Source organism: Xanthomonas sontii, from assembly GCF_040529055.1.
GTDB lineage: Bacteria > Pseudomonadota > Gammaproteobacteria > Xanthomonadales > Xanthomonadaceae > Xanthomonas_A > Xanthomonas_A sontii.
Genome location: NZ_CP132342.1, coordinates 4041770 through 4058219 on the forward strand (window position 1 = coordinate 4041770; position 16450 = coordinate 4058219).

Consider the following 16450-nt stretch of genomic DNA (forward strand, 5'->3'; position numbering starts at 1 on the left):
GCAGCGTGCGGCTTATTCGGCCGACGCGCCCTCGCCTTCTTCCACGGCCTTCATCGACAGGCGGATGCGGCCCTGCTTGTCGACTTCCAGCACCTTGACCTTGACCACGTCGCCTTCCTTCAGCTTGTCGCCGACCTTTTCCACGCGCTCGCTGGAGATCTGCGAGACGTGCACCAGGCCGTCCTTGCCCGGCAGGATGGTCACGAACGCGCCGAAGTCCATGATCTTGGCGACCTTGCCTTCGTAGATGCGGCCCGGCTCGACGTCCGAGGTGATCTGCTCGATGCGCGACTTGGCCGCCTGCGCGGCGATCGCGTTGACCGAGGCGATGACGATGGTGCCGTCGTCCTGGATGTCGATCTGGGTGCCGGTTTCCTTGGTGATCGCCTGGATGGTCGAACCGCCCTTGCCGATCACTTCGCGGATCTTGTCCGGGTGGATCTTGATCGTCAGCAGGCGCGGCGCGTAGTCGCTCAGCTCCGCACGCGGGGTGGTCAGCGCCTTGGACATCTCGCCGAGGATGTGCAGACGGCCGGCCTTCGCCTGGGCCAGGGCCTGCTTCATGATCTCTTCGGTGATGCCTTCGATCTTGATGTCCATCTGCAGCGCGGACACGCCGTCGGCGGTACCGGCGACCTTGAAGTCCATGTCGCCCAGGTGATCTTCATCGCCCAGGATGTCCGACAGCACCACGAAGTCGTTGCCTTCCTTCACCAGGCCCATGGCGATACCGGCCACCGGCGCCTTCACCGGCACGCCGGCGTCCATCAGCGCCAGCGACGAACCGCAGACCGAAGCCATCGACGAGGAACCGTTGGATTCGGTGATTTCCGAGACCACGCGGATGGTGTACGGGAACTCTTCCATGGTCGGCATCACCGCCAGCACGCCGCGCTTGGCGAGGCGGCCGTGGCCGATTTCGCGACGCTTGGGCGCGCCGAAGCGGCCGCACTCGCCCACCGAGTACGGGGGGAAGTTGTAATGGAACAGGAAGTTTTCCTTGTACTCGCCGGAGACCGCGTCGATCACCTGGCCGTCGCGGGCGGTGCCCAGCGTGGTGACCACGATCGCCTGGGTCTCGCCGCGGGTGAACAGCGCCGAGCCGTGGGTACGCGGCAGCACGCCGGCCTGCACGCTGATCGGGCGCACGGTGTCCAGCGCACGGCCGTCGATGCGCACCTTGGTGCTCAGCACCGAACCGCGCATGGTCTGGTATTCCAGCTCGCCGAATTCCTTGGCCAGGTCGGCAGCGACCCAGTTCTCGGCGGTGGCGCGCGGCGCCAGCTGCGCCAGCACGTCCTTCTTGATCGCCGAGATCGCATCGCGGCGCTGCAGCTTGTCGCGCACCTGGAACGCGGCGGCCAGCTGCTCGCCGACGGCTTCCTTCAGCGCGGCGATCATGGCCTCGTTCTTGGCCGGGGCGACCCAGTCGGACGGCTTGGTGCCGGCTTCGACGGTCAGCTCGTTGATCGCGTTGATGACCTTCTGCATCTCGCGGTGGCCGAAGGTGACCGCGCCCAGCATCACTTCTTCCGACAGCAGCGCGGCTTCGGACTCGACCATCAGCACCGCGTTGGCGGTACCGGCGACGACCAGCTCCAGCTGCGACTCCTTCAGATCCGACACGGTCGGGTTGAGGATGTATTCGCCGTTCTTGTAGCCGACCTTGGCGGCGCCGATCGGGCCCTTGAACGGGGTGCCGGCCAGCGACAGGGCGGCCGAGGCGCCGATCAGCGCGGCGATGTCGCCGTCGATGTCCGGGTTCATCGACATCACCGTGGCGATGATCTGCACTTCGTTCTTGTAATCCTCCGGGAACAGCGGACGGATCGGACGGTCGATCAGACGCGAAATCAGCGTCTCCTTCTCGGTCGCACGGCCCTCGCGCTTGAAGAAGCCGCCGGGGATGCGGCCGCCGGCGTAGAACTTCTCCTGATAGTCGACCGTCAGCGGGAAGAAGTCCTGACCTTCGCGCGCGCTCTTGGCGGCGACGGCGGTGACCAGCAGTACGGTGTCGTCCATCTTGACGATGACGGCACCGCCGGCCTGGCGGGCGATCTCGCCGGTTTCGAGGGTGACGGTGTGCTTGCCGTACTGGAAGGTTTTGGTGATTTTTGCCACGGGGTTTCCTTGGATGATGCTGTCTGCAAATGGACCGCTGACGGCCCATGCCGCTGGCGGGTGGCCGGGAGGATCCGGCCGGTGGCGCGGAGCGATCCCCGGGCCACGGTACTACCCAAAACAAAACCGCGGCGCATCGCTGCGCCGCGGTGGGGTTCGTTGACTCAGCGACGCAGGCCGAGCTTCTCGATCAGCGCCTTGTAGCGCTCGCCATCCTTCTTCTTCAGATAGTCGAGCAGGCTGCGGCGGCGGTTGACCATCTGCAGCAGGCCGCGGCGGCTGTGGTGATCCTTCTTGTGGGTCTTGAAGTGGCCGGTCAGCAGTTCGATGCGGGCGGTCAGCAGGGCGACCTGGACTTCCGGCGAACCGGTGTCGGCAGCGCCGCGCTTGTTTTCTTCGATGACTTTCTGGGTGTCGATGGACATGGGATTTTTCTCTGAGATGCGGGGCCGGCAGGAACGTGCAGAGGACGCACCGCCTGGCTCGCCGATTGCGAAGGATTGCGCCGGAGCGCAGCGTGCCGGAAAGGCCGCGAAATTGTACCGGCCTCGGCCCAGAGGAACAAGGCGTTAAGACCGCGTCATGACTGAACGACAGTCAGGTAACACCCGGCGCGACCGCTGCGCGGTCACGGATTGAACATGCGCTGCGGCGCCAGCAGCCCGCTCGCATCGACCTGGCCCAGGCCCAGCGGGACGCCGTCGGCGTCGAACACCGCGGCCAGGCCGGGCGCCCAGGCTGGATCGCGCAGGCGCTGGCCCATGCGGAAGCGCTGCGCCGCAGCATGTTCCAGGCGCAGCGGCGGGAAATCGGCCAGCCCGGCGGCCAGCGGCAGCACCAGCGCGTCCAATGCCGCCGGATCCTGCGCGGCCAGGTGCTGCAGGTGCTCCAGGGTGACCATCTGCGGCGTCCGGAACGGCTCCACCCACAGCCGCCGCAACGCGGCGATATGCGCGCCGCAGCCCAGCGCCTCGCCCAAGTCGCGGGCCAGGCTGCGGATGTAGGTGCCGGATCCGCAGGCCACGTGCAGACGCAGGCGGTCGCCGGCGTGGGCGAGCACGTCGATCGCATGCACCTCGACCTCGCGCTCCGGCGCTTCGATCGCCTCGCCGCGGCGCGCCTTGACGTACAGCGGCTCGCCGCCCTGCTTGAGCGCCGAGTAGATCGGCGCACGCTGGCGGATGCGCCCTCGCAACGGCGCCAGCGCCGCCTCCAGGGTCGCTGCGTCCAGCGGCGGCACCGGTCGGGTCCGCAGCACCGCGCCCTCGGCATCGTCGCTGTCGGTGGTGACGCCGAGCACGACCTCCGCTTCGTAGGCCTTGGCCGAGCCGAGCAGCAGCCCGGCCAGCTTGGTCGCCTCGCCGAAGCACAGCGGCAGCAGGCCGGTGGCGAGCGGATCCAGGCTGCCGGTGTGACCGCCCTTCTCCGCACGGAACAGCCGCCGCGCCGCCTGCAGCGCCGCGTTGGAACTCATGCCGATCGGCTTGTCGAGCAGCACGATGCCGTCGAGGCGACGGAAGACGATACGAGGCAGGCGCGGGCCGAAGACGGGCATGGGGGTTGGGCGGGGATTCGGGATTGGGGATTCGGGATTGGCGGATCCGACCCCGGCATGGCGCGGGCGAACGGCACGCATGGAACAGCGTGACGCCAGACGGATGAAAGAGCGCCGCGATCGCGACTGCGAAACGGGCGCTCGCGTTGGGCGCCCGCACTCAAACACTGGACGCCGACGCCACGGCGTCGGCAGCGGACTCAGTCCTTGCGCGGCGCCGTGTCGGCGTCGTCGGCGGCATGGCCGTCGTCGTCCTGCGCCTGCTGCAATTCCGGCATGTCGCGCAGCAGATTGTCGATGCGCTCGCCGCGATCGACCGAATCGTCGTAGTGGAAATGCAGTTCGGGCACGTGGCGCAGCTTCATCGCCCGCGCCAGCTCGCTGCGCAGCTGCGGCGCCAGTTCCTTCAGGCCCTTGACCGCCTCGGCCGAGCGTTCCTGCATCAGCGCGGTGACGAACACCTTGGCATGGGCCAGATCGCGGGTGACCTCGACGTCGGACACGCTGACCGACGGCAGGCCGTGATCGCGCACGGCCGCATGCACGATCGTGCCGAGGTCGCGCCGGATCTGCGCGGACACACGATCGGTACGGTGAAAGGATTTGGTGGGCATAGCGAAAATCTCTCTGTTCGGAATAAAGAAATCGGGAAGGGTCTGGGACGAGCGACGCACCTGCAGCGCCCCGCTCTTCCCATTCCCCACTCCCGATTCCCGAATCCCAGCTCTTACAGCGTACGCTGCACTTCGATGCGCTCGAAGCACTCGATCTGGTCGCCGGCCTTGACGTCGTTGTAGGCCTTCACGCCGATACCGCACTCGGTGCCGTTGCGCACTTCGTCGACGTTCTCCTTGAAGCGACGCAGCGATTCCAGCTCGCCCTCGAACACCACGGTGTTGTCGCGCAGCACGCGGATCGGCTTGTTGCGCTTGACCACGCCCTCCACGACCATGCAGCCGGCGACGGCGCCGAACTTGGAGCTGCGGAACACGTCGCGCACCTGGGCGATACCGATGATCTCTTCGCGGATCTCCACGCCCAGCAGGCCGGACGCCACCTGCTTCACCTGGTCGATCACGTCGTAGATGATCGAGAAGTAACGCAGGTCGATGCCGTTGGTCTCGATGATGCGCCGCGCCGAGGCGTCGGCACGCACGTTGAAGCCGATCACCGTGGCCTTGGAGGCCAGGGCCGAATTCGCATCGGACTCGGTGATGCCGCCCACGCCGGAGTGGATCACGTTGATGCGGATCTGCTCGTTGGACAGCGCGGTCAGCGATTGCTTCAGCGCTTCCACCGAACCCTGCACGTCGGCCTTGATCACCAGGTTCAGCGACAGCTGGCCTTCGCCCTTGCCGAGCTGCGACATGATGTCTTCCATGCGGCTGCCCGCCGAGGACACCAGGCGCGACTCGCGGCGCTTGGTCTCGCGCTGCTGCGCCACGTCCTTGGCCAGGCGCTCGTCGTCGACGACCACGAAGTCGTCGCCGGCATCCGGCACGCCGGACAGGCCCAGCACCTGCACCGGAATCGACGGACCCGCCGAATCGGGCTGCTTGCCGGTCTCGTCGAACAGCGCACGCACGCGGCCGTACTGGATGCCGCACACCAGGTAATCGCCCTTCTTCAGCGCGCCCTGCTGCACCAGCACCGTCGCCACCGGGCCGCGACCCTTGTCCAGCGAGGACTCGATCACAACGCCGCTGGCGCGGCCTTCGGCCACCGCCCGCAGTTCCAGCACTTCGGCCTGCAGCGAGATCGCGTCCAGCAGCACGTCGATGCCCTGGCCGGTCTTGGCCGAGAGTTCGACGAACTGGGTGTCGCCACCGAATTCTTCGGCGACCACGTCCTGCGCCAGCAGCTCGTTCTTGACCCGCAGCGGATCGGCACCGGACTTGTCGATCTTGTTGACCGCCACGATCAGCGGCACGCCGGCCGCCTTCGCATGCTTGACCGCCTCGACCGTCTGCGGCATCACGCCGTCGTCGGCCGCGACCACCAGCACCACGATGTCGGTGAGCTTGGCGCCGCGCGCGCGCATCGAGGTGAACGCTGCATGGCCCGGGGTGTCCAGGAAGCTGATGACACCACGGTCGGTCTCGACGTGGTAGGCACCGATGTGCTGGGTGATGCCGCCGGCTTCGCCCGAGGCGACCTTGGTGCGGCGGATGTAGTCCAGCAGCGAGGTCTTGCCGTGGTCGACGTGGCCCATGATGGTGACCACCGGCGGCCGCGGCAGCTTCTCGCCCTGCGCGTCCTCGGTGTGCGCCAGCAGCGCGTCCTCGGCGTCGGCACTGCCCGCACGCACCGGCTTGTGGCCGAGTTCTTCGGTGACCAGCGCCGCGGTGTCGTGGTCGATGGTCTGGGTGATGGTGGCCATCACGCCCATCTTGAACAGCGCCTTCACCACGTCGCCGCCCTTCAGCGCGAGCTTCTGCGCCAGGTCGGCCACGGTGATGGTGTCGCCGATCGCCACTTCGCGCACCACCGGCGCGGTCGGACGCTCGAAGCCGTGCGCGCCGCCGCCGCTGCGCGACGGTTCGGCCTGGCGACGGCCGCCGCTGTGGCTGCCGCCGCGCGGCTTGCCGCGCACGTTGGAACGGCGCGCGCGGTCGGCCGCGGACAGGTGCAACTGGCCGGCGAAGCGGCTGGTGCTGTCGTCGTCCTCGACCCCGGCGACCATCACGTGCGAGCCGCGGGTCTTGTGCTTGTTGGCGGCATTGTTGCGGTCGTCGCTGCGCGGCGCGGCCGGCTTGGCCGGATGCGCGGCACCGGCCGGACGCGGCGCCATCGGCGGACGCGGCGGACGCGGCGCGGCGGCGGCGTTGCGGTCGGCGGCAGGCGCGGACGGCGCCGCAGCCGGCGGTGCCGACTCGGCGTCCAGCGCGGCCTGGGCCGCGCGCTGCTCGGCCTCGGCACGCTCGCGCGCTTCCTGCTCGGCCTTGCGCTTGCGCTCGATTTCCTCGGCGCGCGCGCGATCCTGCTCGGCGAGCTTCTGCTGTTCGGCCAGATTGCGCTGCTTGGATTCCTCCAGCTTGCGCAGGATCTCGGCGCGCTCGTCGTCCACCCGTCCGCCCGCGGACGGCGCCGCACGCTCGGCGGCCAAGTCCTCGGCCGACTTCACGTAGGTGCGCTTCTGCCGGACCTCGACGTTGACCGTGGTCTTGCTGCGCCCGGCGCTGACCGTCACTTCCTGCAGCTTGCGCCGGTTCAGGGTGATCTTCTTCGGCGCGGCCTGGGCCTCTTCCTCGACCGGCTTGTCGGTCTTGCCGTGGGTACGGCGCAGGAAGCCCAGCAGCTTCATCTTTTCGGTGCTGGTGACGACCTGGTCGGGACCGCTGAACTTCATCCCGGCGTCGGCCAGTTGAACCAGCAGTTTCTCGACCGGCGTGTTCACCAGTTCGGCCAGCTTGCGGATGGTGGTTTGCTGCGACATTCGGATCCTATGATCTGGTTGGCGCCCCCTCGCCGCGTGCGAAGGTAGCGCGGATTCTAAGCCCTGATCGGGTCAGGGCGGCATTCATCGCTGACTCATTCGCCGCGCTCCAGGCGGGCGATCTCCTCGGCGCGGGCGGCCAGGATCAGGGCCGCGGCGCGGTCCTTGTCCAGGTCCTCGATGCCGAACTCGAGGATTTCGTCGGCAGCCAGATCCGACAGGTCCTCGCTGGTACGTACGCCATGGCCGGCCAGCGCGTAGGCGGTGGCTTCGTCCATGCCCGGCAGCGACAGCAGGTCCGCCGCCGGCACACCGTCGTCGTCGCTCTCCTCGGCGGCCAGCGCCTCGTTGAGCAGCGCGTCGCGGGCACGGGCGCGCAGTTCCTCGACGATGTCCTCGTCGAAGCCTTCCACCGCCAGCAGCTCGCCGACCGGCACGTAGGCGATTTCCTCGACCGAGTTGAAGCCCTCGGCGACCAGGATCGCGGCGATCTCCTCATCCACTTCCAGCTTGTCCATGAACAGCTGGCGGGCCACGGCCTGCTCGGCCTCGGACTTGGCCGCGACCTGCTCGGCGGTCATCACGTTGAGCTGCCAGCCGGTCAGGCGGCTGGCCAGGCGCACGTTCTGGCCGCCCTTGCCGATCGCCTGGGCCAGGCGGTCTTCCGCCACCGCCAGGTCCATCGAGTGCTTTTCTTCATCGACGATGATCGACTGCACCTCGGCCGGCGCCATCGCGTTGATGACGAAGTTGGCCGGGTTGTCGTTCCACAGCACGATGTCCACGCGCTCGCCGTTGAGTTCGTTGGACACCGCCTGCACGCGCGAACCGCGCATGCCGATGCAGGCGCCGATCGGGTCGGTGCGGGTGTCGTGCGCCAGCACCGCGATCTTGGCGCGGTCGCCCGGATCGCGCGCGCAGGCCTTGATCTCGACCAGGCCCTGGCCCACTTCCGGCACTTCCAGCTTGAACAACTCGATCATGAATTCCGGCGCGGCGCGGCTGATGAACAGCTGCGGGCCACGCGGCTCCGAACGCACTTCGGCCAGGTAGCCGCGCACGCGGTCGCCGGCGCGCAGCACGTCGCGCGGGATGCCCTTGTCCTTGGGGATGAAGGCCTCGGCGTTGCCGCCCAGGTCCACGTAGATGTTGCCGCGCTCGGCGCGCTTGACCACGCCGGTGACCAGCTCGCCGACGCGATCCTTCCACGCGTCCACCACCTGCTGGCGCTCGGCCTCGCGTACGCGCTGCACGATCACCTGCTTGGCGGCCTGCGCGGCGATGCGGCCGAAGTCCGGATTCTCGATCTGCTCTTCGATGTAGTCGCCGACGTCCACGCCCTCGGCCTCGTCGACCGCGTCCATCAGGCGGATCTGCCGGTCGGGCGATTCCATCACCACATCGTCGGCCACCACTTCCCAACGCCGGAAGGTTTCGTAGGTGCCGTCCTTGTGGTCGATGGTGACGCGCGTCAGCACGTCCTGGTCGGGGTAGCGCTTCTTCGCCGCCGACGCCAATGCGGCCTCGATCGCATCGAAGATCACTTCGCGCGGCACGCCCTTTTCGTTGGCCACCGCGTCGACTACCAGCAACAGTTCCTTGCTCATTCTTTCGCTCCGCGCGCAGCCTCGTCGGCCGCCGGTTCGTTGGATGGTTTCTTATTGGATTTTGCGTTCTTGCCGGCCGGCTTCGGGCCCTTGCCCGGCTTGGTCGGCGCCAGACCCAGCGCCGCCCAGTCGGGCATGATCCGCGCCTTGTCGATGTTGTCGAAGTCCACCGCCAGTTCGGCGCCGTCGACCTCGAAGGTGATGCGGCCGGCAGCGGCGTCGGCCTGCACGATGCGCCCCTGCAGGCGCCGACGGCCCTGCTGCGGCAACTTCAGCACCACCTTGGCCGATTCGCCCACATGGCGGGAAAACTGTTCGGCGCTGAACAACGGCCGGTCCACGCCCGGCGAGGACACTTCCAGCGTGTAGTTGCCGCTGATCGGGTCTTCCACGTCCAGTTGCGCCGACACCTCGCGGCTGACCCGCTCGCAATCGTCGATGTTGACGATGCGCTCGGGCTGCTCGGCCAGCGGCACGTCGATGTACAGGCGCAGCGTGGCGCCGCCGGGGGCCGGCAGGTATTCCGCGCCCAGCAGTTCCAGGCCCAACGCGTCCACGGTCGGGCCCAGCAGAGTCGCGATTTCGTTTGCCTTGTCGCTCACAGCCTGCCTTGCATCTGAAAAGGTTGAAAAGTCGATTGCGTGCATTTCCCGGACCCCGGATACGACAAAGGGCCCTCTGGGCCCCTTGTCCGGTAAAACTCCGGTCACGCTGGATTCCGGTTGCGACGACGGGAACATGCGTCATCGCGAAGCCCAAACTTCCCTGCCGCAGACAACCGATGCACTGGTTGCCGCTGCAGACAAAGATGGTAGCGGGGGCAGGATTTGAACCTGCGACCTTCGGGTTATGAGCCCGACGAGCTGCCAGACTGCTCCACCCCGCAGCAGAAGCGGAATTATGAAGAATCAGTGCGTCGATTGCAAGCCCTGATTTTCATCTCGATGCGGTAGCGACGCTGCCGTTCGAAGGACGCCATGATAACCGCAAACGATGGAAAACGAAACAACAATCGCATCGCCGAATGCAAAAACGCCAACGCCGCCTTGCGGCGGCGTTGGCGGAAAACAGCGGGAAAACCGCCCTTTCGCGATCAGGCCAGGTGCGCGAAGGCGCGCTGGCACCACGCCATCAGCGGGCTCCAGGCCAGGCCGAAGGCCAGCAGGCCCAGCGCGTTGACGCCCAGCGCCACGCCCAGCACGCGGTCGTCGTTGGCCGGCAGCGGCGTGCCGACCGGCTCGTCGAAATACATCACCTTGATCACGCGCAGGTAGTAGAACGCGCCGATCACCGCGCACAGCACCGACAGCACCGCCAGGCCGGTCCACCACAGGTTCTGGTCGGGCACCGCGACGACCGCGCCCAGCACCGCCAGCTTGGCCCAGAAGCCCAGGAACGGCGGCACGCCGGCCAGCGAGGCCATGATGCACAGCACCAGCAGCGCCATCCACGGGTTGCGCGCGTTCAGGCCCTTGAAGTCGTCGATGTTCTCGGCCTCGAAGCCCTTGCGCGACAACGCGATGATCGCGCCGAACGAGGCGGTGGACATCACCGCATAGCAGATCGCGTAGAACAGTGCCGCCGCATAGCCGCGCTCGCCGCCGCCGGCCACGCCCAGCAGCAGGAAGCCGATGTGCGAGACCGTGGAATACGCCAGCATGCGCTTGAGATTGCTCTGCGCCACCGCCATCAGGTTGCCGACCACCAGCGACAGCGCCGCCAGGCCGCCGATCACCCAGTGCCATTGCGCCGCCAGCGGGCCCACGCCCACTTCCAGCAGGCGGTAGGCCATGCCGAACGCGGCCAGCTTGGACGCCGAGCTGATGAACAGCGCGATCGGCGCCGGGGCGCCCTGGTAGACGTCCGGCAACCACATGTGGAACGGCGCCGCGCCCAGCTTGAAGGCAACGCCGGCGATCATGAACACCGTGCCGGTCAGCAGCAGCATGTGCTCGCGGCCGTTGCCGATCGCCTCGTGGATGCCGCTCAGGCTCAGCGTGCCGGTGGCGCCGTAGATCAGCGACATGCCGTACAGCAGCAGGCCCGAGGCCAGCGAACCGAGCACGATGTACTTCATCGCCGCTTCGGTGGCCATGCCGTTGTCGCGGTTGGAGGCGACCAGCGCGTAGGAGCACAGCGCCAGCAGTTCCAGGCCCAGGTAGACCATCAGCAGGCTGCCGGCCGAGACCAGGATCATCATGCCGACCGTGGCGAACAGCACCAGCACCGGAATCTCGCCCTGGTACAGCTTGCGCTCGCGCAGGTAGCTCCAGCCGTAGATCAGGGTCAGCGCGCTGAGGCCCACGATCACCGTCTTCATCACGTCGGCGGCGGCATCGCGCACGAACATGCCGTTGAACACCTCGCCCTGCCCGCCCACGCCGGCCAGCAGCATCGCGAACACCGCGACCAGGATCGCCACCGAGACGATGTGGGTCCAGGCCTTGTTGCGCTCGCTGATGAACAGATCGAGCATCAGCAGGAAGAAGGCACCGGCGGTCAGCACCAGCTCGGGCAGCAGGGGCGGCAGGTCGACGGTGGTCAGAGGCAGCAGCGCAGGGGTGGTCATCATCAAATCTCTGGAATCAATACGCTCGACGGCCGCTTACAGCTTGCTGGTGGCGATCTGCGCCGCCAGCTTCGCGATCGAGGGCTCCATCAGGTCGGTCAACGGCTTCGGATACAGGCCCAGGGCCAGCACGCCGAGCGCGAACACGCCCAGCACCAGCGCCTCGCGGCCGTTGATGTCCTTCAGCTCGGCCACGTGCGCATTGGCGACCTCGCCGAAGAACACGCGCTTGTAAAGCCACAGGGTGTAGGCAGCGGTGATCACCAGGGTGGTCGCCGCGCCGAAGGCCAGCAGCGGGTGCGCCTGGAAGCTGGCCATGATGACCATGAACTCGCCGACGAAGCCGCTGGTGCCCGGCAGGCCCGCATTGGCCATGAAGAACAGCATCGCGAAGGTCGCGAACCACGGCATCACGTTGACCACGCCGCCGTAGTCGGCGATGCGGCGGGTGTGCATGCGGTCGTACAGCACGCCGACGCAGGAGAACATCGCGCCGGACACGAAGCCGTGCGAGATCATCTGCACCATCGCGCCCTGCAGGCCCAACCGGGCCGCATCGGTGCTGCCGAAGCCGACCAGGGCGAAGGCGACGAAGGTGCCGAGGGTGACGAAGCCCATGTGCGCGATCGACGAGTAGGCGATCAGCTTCTTCATGTCGTCCTGGACCAGGGCGACCAGGCCGACGTAGATCACCGCGATCAGCGACAGCGCGATCACCAGCCACGCCCACTCGTTGCTGGCATCGGGCAGGATCGGCAGGTTGAAGCGCAGGAAGCCGTAACCGCCGATCTTCAACGCGATCGCCGCCAGGATCACCGAGCCGGCGGTCGGCGCTTCCACGTGCGCGTCCGGCAGCCAGGTGTGCACCGGGAACATCGGCACCTTGACCGCGAAGGCGATCAGGAAGGCGAAGAACAGCCAGGTCTGCTCCTTCGAGGTCAGCGACAGCTGGTAGAGGTCGGCGAGCTGGAAGCTGCCGCCCTTCAGGTACAGGTAGATCAACCCGACCAGCATCAGCACCGAGCCGAGGAAGGTGTACAGGAAGAACTTGACCGCGGCGTAGATGCGGCGCGGGCCGCCCCAGATGCCGATGATCAGGAACATCGGGATCAGCATCGCCTCGAAGAACACGTAGAACAGCATCGCGTCGGTGGCGGAGAAGATGCCGACGGTGACGCCTTCCAGAATCAGGAACGCGGCCACGTACTGGTTGACGCGCTTGTCGATCGAGGTCCACGCGCCGATCAGCGCCAGCACCGTGACCAGCGTGGTCAGCACGATCAGCGCCACCGCGATGCCGTCGGCGCCGAGGTTGTAGCCGATGTCGTATGCCGGGATCCAGGCATGGGTCTCAACGAACTGCAGCGCGTCGCTGGCGTAGTCGAAACCGGTGAGCAGCGGCAGGCTGAGCGCGAAGGTCAGCAACGCCACCAGCAGCGACGCCCAGCGCGCCGCACGCGCATCACGCAGGGCGAGCACCAGGGCGCCGCCGATGATCGGCAGCCAGATCAGGATGGAGAGTAGAGGCCAGTTCGACACGTGTTCTTATTCCGTACAGGTCAACGCCAGAAATGCATCAGCACGCCCAGCAGGGCAATGAGACCGACGATCATCGCGAAGGCGTAGTGATAGAGGAAACCGGATTGCGTGCGACGCAGCAGATTGGCCGCCAGGTCGATCACGCGTGCGGTGCCGTTGACCATGAAGCCGTCCACGACATGCGTATCCACCGCGCGCGACACCTTGCCCAGGCGCACGCCGCCGCCGGCGAAACCGCCGATCCAGAGCTTGTCGAAACCGTACTTGTTCTCGAGGATCCACACCGGCACCGAGAAGGTCTTGCGCGCCTTCGCCGCCAGTTCCGGCTTCCACAGGTACAGGATCCAGGCCAGGGCGAAACCGGCCAGGGTCAGGAAGAACGGCGGCTGGGTCAGGCCGTGCAGGGCGAACGCGACCGGGCCGTGGAACTCCTCGGCCAGCGCGCCGACGGTGTCGCGCGCCGGATCGTAGAAGTCGACGATGCCGGTGAAGAAGCTGACGGCCTGGCCCTTGATCGCCGCCGCGGCATGGTGCCCCGCCCAGTCGGTGCCGAACAGCATCGGGCCGATGGTGAAGAAGCCGATCGCGATCGACGGGATCGCCAGCAGGATCAGCGGCACCGTCACCACCCACGGCGACTCGTGCGGTTCGTGCGCGCCGTGGTGGCCGTGGCCGTGATCGTCGTGCGCGTGATCGTCGTGGGCATGCGCACCGTGGGCGTCGTCATGATGCGCATCGTGGTGCGCATGCGCATCGCGGAAGCGCTCTTGGCCATGGAAGGTCAGGAACAGCAGGCGGAAGCTGTAGAAGCTGGTGATCAGCACGCCGCCGAGCACGGCCCAGTAGCCGTAGGTCGCGATCCAGCCATGCGAGGTGTGCGCGTGGTGCTGCGCCGCCTCGATGATGGTGTCCTTGGAGTAGAAGCCGGCGAAGAACGGGGTGCCGACCAGCGCCAGGGTGCCGATGACGCTGGTCCAGTAGGTGATCGGCATGTACTTGCGCAGGCCGCCCATCTTGCGCATGTCCTGCTCGTGGTGCATGCCGATGATCACCGAGCCGGCCGCCAGGAACAGCAGCGCCTTGAAGAAGGCGTGGGTCATCAGGTGGAACACCGCCGCCGAGTACGCCGACACGCCCAGCGCCACGGTCATGTAGCCCAGCTGCGACAGCGTCGAGTAGGCGACCACGCGCTTGATGTCGTTCTGCACGATGCCGATCAGGCCGGTGAAGAACGCGGTGGTGGCGCCGACGACCAGCACGAAGTTCAACGCGGTCTGCGACAGCTCGAACAGCGGCGACATGCGCGCCACCATGAAGATGCCGGCGGTGACCATGGTCGCGGCGTGGATCAGCGCCGAGATCGGGGTCGGGCCTTCCATCGAGTCCGGCAGCCACACGTGCAGCGGCACCTGCGCCGACTTGCCCATGGCGCCGATGAACAGGCACACGCAGATGATGGTGGAGACGTTCCAGGCATGACCCTGGAACAGCTGCACCTGTGCCAGACCGCCGGCGGCATCGCTGCCCAGCACCGCGGTGGCGTTGGCGAACACGCTGGCGTAGTCCAGCGTGCCGAACCACAGCAGCACGCCGGCGATGCCGAGGATGAAGCCGAAGTCGCCAACGCGATTGACCAGGAACGCCTTCATGTTGGCGAACACCGCGGTCGGGCGCTTGAACCAGAAGCCGATCAGCAGGTACGACACCAGGCCCACCGCTTCCCAGCCGAAGAACAGCTGCAGGAAGTTGTTGCTCATCACCAGGCTCAGCATCGAGAAGGTGAACAGCGAGATGTAGCTGAAGAAGCGCTGGTAGCCCGGATCGTCGGCCATGTAGCCGATGGTGTAGATGTGCACCAGCAGCGACACGAAGGTCACCACCACCATCATCATCGCGGTCAGGCGGTCGACCATGAAGCCGACGTGGGCCGAATAGTGGCCGACCTCGAAGAAGGTGTAGAGGTTCTGGTTGAACGGCGAGGCGCCCTGCCCGACCAACTGGTACAGGGTCCAGCACGACAGCGCGCAGCTGACCGCGACGCCGAGGATGGTGGCGAACTGCGCGCCCTTGCGGCCGACCTGACGGCCGAACAGGCCGGCGATGATGCTGCCGACCAGCGGGGCCAGCACCACCGCGATCAGCAGACTCTTGGAGAGCGTAATTTCCATCTGCAGGTCAGCCCTTCAGCGAATCGACTTCGGCCACGTTGATCGTGTGGCGGGTACGGAACAGCGTCACCAGGATCGCGAGGCCGATGGCGGCTTCGGCCGCGGCCACGGTCAGGATGAAGAACACGAACAACTGGCCGGCGGCGTCGCCGAGCTCGCGCGAGAAGGCGACGAAGTTGATGTTGACCGACAGCAGCATCAGCTCGATCGACATCAGCAGCACGATGACGTTCTTGCGGTTGAGGAAGATGCCGGCCAGGGCGATGCAGAACAGCACCGCGCCGAGCGCCAGCAGATGGCCTAGGGAGATCATGGCTGGCCCTCCTGCGATGCCGGCGGAGTGTGGAGCGTGGGCTTTTCGGCGGCCATCTTGACCATGCGCAGACGGTCGCCGGCCTTGACCCGCGACTGGTCGCCCGGGTTCTGGGTCTTGATGCCGGTGCGCTTGCGCAGGGTCAGCATCACGGCGGCCACGACCGCCACGGTCAGGATGATCGCGGCGAACTCGAACGGCAGCAGGAACTGGGTGAACAGGGTCTTGGCCAGCCAGGTGATGTTGGAGGTGTCGGCGGCCTGCGCCGCGGCGTTGTCGGCCGGGAACGGCGCCGCGCTGCGCGCCTTCACGCCGATCAGGGTGACCATCTGCACCAGCATCGCCACTGCCACCACCAGGCCCACCGGCAGGTAGCGCACCCAGCCTTCGCGCATGCGGGCGGTGTCGATGTCCAGCATCATCACCACGAACAGGAACAGCACCATCACCGCGCCGACGTAGACCAGCACCAGGGTCACGCCGAGGAACTCGGCGCCCACCAGCAGCCACACGCAGGCGATGGAGAAGAACGTCAGGATCAGACACAGCACTGCGTACACGGGGTTGCGCACGCTGATCACCGCGCCGGCGGCGACCGCGGCGATGGTGGCGAAGATCCAGAAAGCGATATTGACCCAATCCATTTCGGAACCTCAGCGGAAGGGAGCGTCGGCAGCGCGGCGCTCGGCGATCTCGGCCTCGAGCCGGTCTCCGATCGCCAGCAACTGCGGCTTGGTGACGATGTTCTCGCCGCGCTTTTCGAAGTGGTACTCCAGCACCTGGGTCTCCACGATCGAATCCACCGGGCAGCTTTCCTCGCAGAAGCCGCAGTAGATGCACTTGAACAGGTCGATGTCGTAGCGGGTGGTGCGGCGGGTGCCGTCCTCGCGCTTGGTCGAGTCGATGGTGATCGCCAGCGCCGGGCACACCGCCTCGCACAGCTTGCAGGCGATGCAGCGCTCTTCGCCGTTGGGATAGCGGCGCAGCGCGTGCAGGCCGCGGAAGCGCGGCGACTGCGGGAACTTCTCCATCGGGTACAGCACGGTGTACTTGGGACGGAACGTGTACTTCAAGGTCAGCCACAGGCCGCCGAGCAGCTCGAGCAGCAGCAGGCTCTTGAAGTAATGGGTGATTTTATTCAT

General features: G+C 66.9%; 13 protein-coding genes and 1 tRNA gene. All 14 read right to left on the bottom strand.

The features are described from left to right. Nucleotides 1-12: 12 nt before the first annotated feature. The 14 genes from pnp to nuoI all read right to left on the bottom strand — a co-directional run bounded on the left by pnp (nt 13) and on the right by nuoI (nt 16450). Nucleotides 13-2121 (bottom strand): polyribonucleotide nucleotidyltransferase, encoded by a 2109-nt coding sequence (gene pnp, locus RAB70_RS16955; protein WP_148828929.1) that lies wholly within the window; start codon nt 2119-2121, stop codon nt 13-15. Between the two features lie 164 nt (nt 2122-2285). Then, complete coding sequence (gene rpsO / locus RAB70_RS16960; RefSeq protein WP_003467392.1) at nt 2286-2546, bottom strand: 30S ribosomal protein S15; 261 nt, start codon at nt 2544-2546, stop codon at nt 2286-2288. 203 nt (nt 2547-2749) lie between these two features. Next, nucleotides 2750-3676, bottom strand: coding sequence for a tRNA pseudouridine(55) synthase TruB (gene truB / locus RAB70_RS16965; RefSeq protein ID WP_148828928.1), 927 nt, complete (start codon nt 3674-3676; stop codon nt 2750-2752). 200 nt (nt 3677-3876) lie between these two features. Beyond that, nucleotides 3877-4290 carry a 30S ribosome-binding factor RbfA gene (gene rbfA, locus RAB70_RS16970; RefSeq protein ID WP_148828927.1) on the bottom strand — a complete coding sequence of 138 codons (414 nt, stop codon included), beginning with the start codon at nt 4288-4290 and terminating at the stop codon, nt 3877-3879. Between the two features lie 113 nt (nt 4291-4403). After that, nucleotides 4404-7112 carry a translation initiation factor IF-2 gene (gene infB / locus RAB70_RS16975; protein WP_148828926.1) on the bottom strand — a complete coding sequence of 903 codons (2709 nt, stop codon included), beginning with the start codon at nt 7110-7112 and terminating at the stop codon, nt 4404-4406. 95 nt (nt 7113-7207) lie between these two features. After that, nucleotides 7208-8719, bottom strand: a complete 1512-nt coding sequence (gene nusA, locus RAB70_RS16980) for a transcription termination factor NusA (RefSeq protein WP_017908136.1) — start codon at nt 8717-8719, stop codon at nt 7208-7210. Next, nucleotides 8716-9321 carry a ribosome maturation factor RimP gene (gene rimP, locus RAB70_RS16985; RefSeq protein WP_017912006.1) on the bottom strand — a complete coding sequence of 202 codons (606 nt, stop codon included), beginning with the start codon at nt 9319-9321 and terminating at the stop codon, nt 8716-8718. Before rimP ends, nusA begins: the two co-directional genes overlap by 4 nt. A gap of 207 nt (nt 9322-9528) precedes the next feature. After that, nucleotides 9529-9605, bottom strand: a tRNA-Met gene (locus RAB70_RS16990). A 207-nt stretch (nt 9606-9812) separates the two neighbouring features. Next, nucleotides 9813-11288, bottom strand: coding sequence for an NADH-quinone oxidoreductase subunit NuoN (gene nuoN / locus RAB70_RS16995; RefSeq protein ID WP_026143462.1), 1476 nt, complete (start codon nt 11286-11288; stop codon nt 9813-9815). 36 nt (nt 11289-11324) lie between these two features. After that, the gene (locus tag RAB70_RS17000) at nt 11325-12827 is read right to left on the bottom strand and encodes an NADH-quinone oxidoreductase subunit M (RefSeq protein ID WP_017908133.1); all 1503 of its coding nucleotides are present in this window, start codon (nt 12825-12827) and stop codon (nt 11325-11327) included. Nucleotides 12828-12847: 20 nt separating this feature from the next. Then, nucleotides 12848-14995 carry an NADH-quinone oxidoreductase subunit L gene (gene nuoL / locus RAB70_RS17005; protein WP_148828925.1) on the bottom strand — a complete coding sequence of 716 codons (2148 nt, stop codon included), beginning with the start codon at nt 14993-14995 and terminating at the stop codon, nt 12848-12850. A gap of 7 nt (nt 14996-15002) precedes the next feature. Next, nucleotides 15003-15308 (bottom strand): NADH-quinone oxidoreductase subunit NuoK, encoded by a 306-nt coding sequence (nuoK, locus tag RAB70_RS17010; protein ID WP_017908131.1) that lies wholly within the window; start codon nt 15306-15308, stop codon nt 15003-15005. Then, on the bottom strand, nt 15305-15952 hold the full coding sequence (locus RAB70_RS17015) for an NADH-quinone oxidoreductase subunit J (protein WP_017908130.1): 648 nt from the start codon (nt 15950-15952) through the stop codon (nt 15305-15307). Before RAB70_RS17015 ends, nuoK begins: the two co-directional genes overlap by 4 nt. A 9-nt stretch (nt 15953-15961) precedes the next feature. Then, on the bottom strand, nt 15962-16450 hold the full coding sequence (gene nuoI, locus RAB70_RS17020; protein WP_012915532.1) for an NADH-quinone oxidoreductase subunit NuoI: 489 nt from the start codon (nt 16448-16450) through the stop codon (nt 15962-15964).

Coding starts and splice junctions, on each gene's coding strand:
- nusA (WP_017908136.1), bottom strand. CDS start 8,719: ATGAGCAAGGAACTGTTGCTGGTAGTCGACGCGGTGGCCAACGAAAAG.
- nuoI (WP_012915532.1), bottom strand. CDS start 16,450: ATGAATAAAATCACCCATTACTTCAAGAGCCTGCTGCTGCTCGAGCTG.
- infB (WP_148828926.1), bottom strand. CDS start 7,112: ATGTCGCAGCAAACCACCATCCGCAAGCTGGCCGAACTGGTGAACACG.
- rpsO (WP_003467392.1), bottom strand. CDS start 2,546: ATGTCCATCGACACCCAGAAAGTCATCGAAGAAAACAAGCGCGGCGCT.
- rbfA (WP_148828927.1), bottom strand. CDS start 4,290: ATGCCCACCAAATCCTTTCACCGTACCGATCGTGTGTCCGCGCAGATC.
- RAB70_RS17015 (WP_017908130.1), bottom strand. CDS start 15,952: ATGGATTGGGTCAATATCGCTTTCTGGATCTTCGCCACCATCGCCGCG.
- nuoK (WP_017908131.1), bottom strand. CDS start 15,308: ATGATCTCCCTAGGCCATCTGCTGGCGCTCGGCGCGGTGCTGTTCTGC.
- nuoN (WP_026143462.1), bottom strand. CDS start 11,288: ATGACCACCCCTGCGCTGCTGCCTCTGACCACCGTCGACCTGCCGCCC.
- truB (WP_148828928.1), bottom strand. CDS start 3,676: ATGCCCGTCTTCGGCCCGCGCCTGCCTCGTATCGTCTTCCGTCGCCTC.
- nuoL (WP_148828925.1), bottom strand. CDS start 14,995: ATGGAAATTACGCTCTCCAAGAGTCTGCTGATCGCGGTGGTGCTGGCC.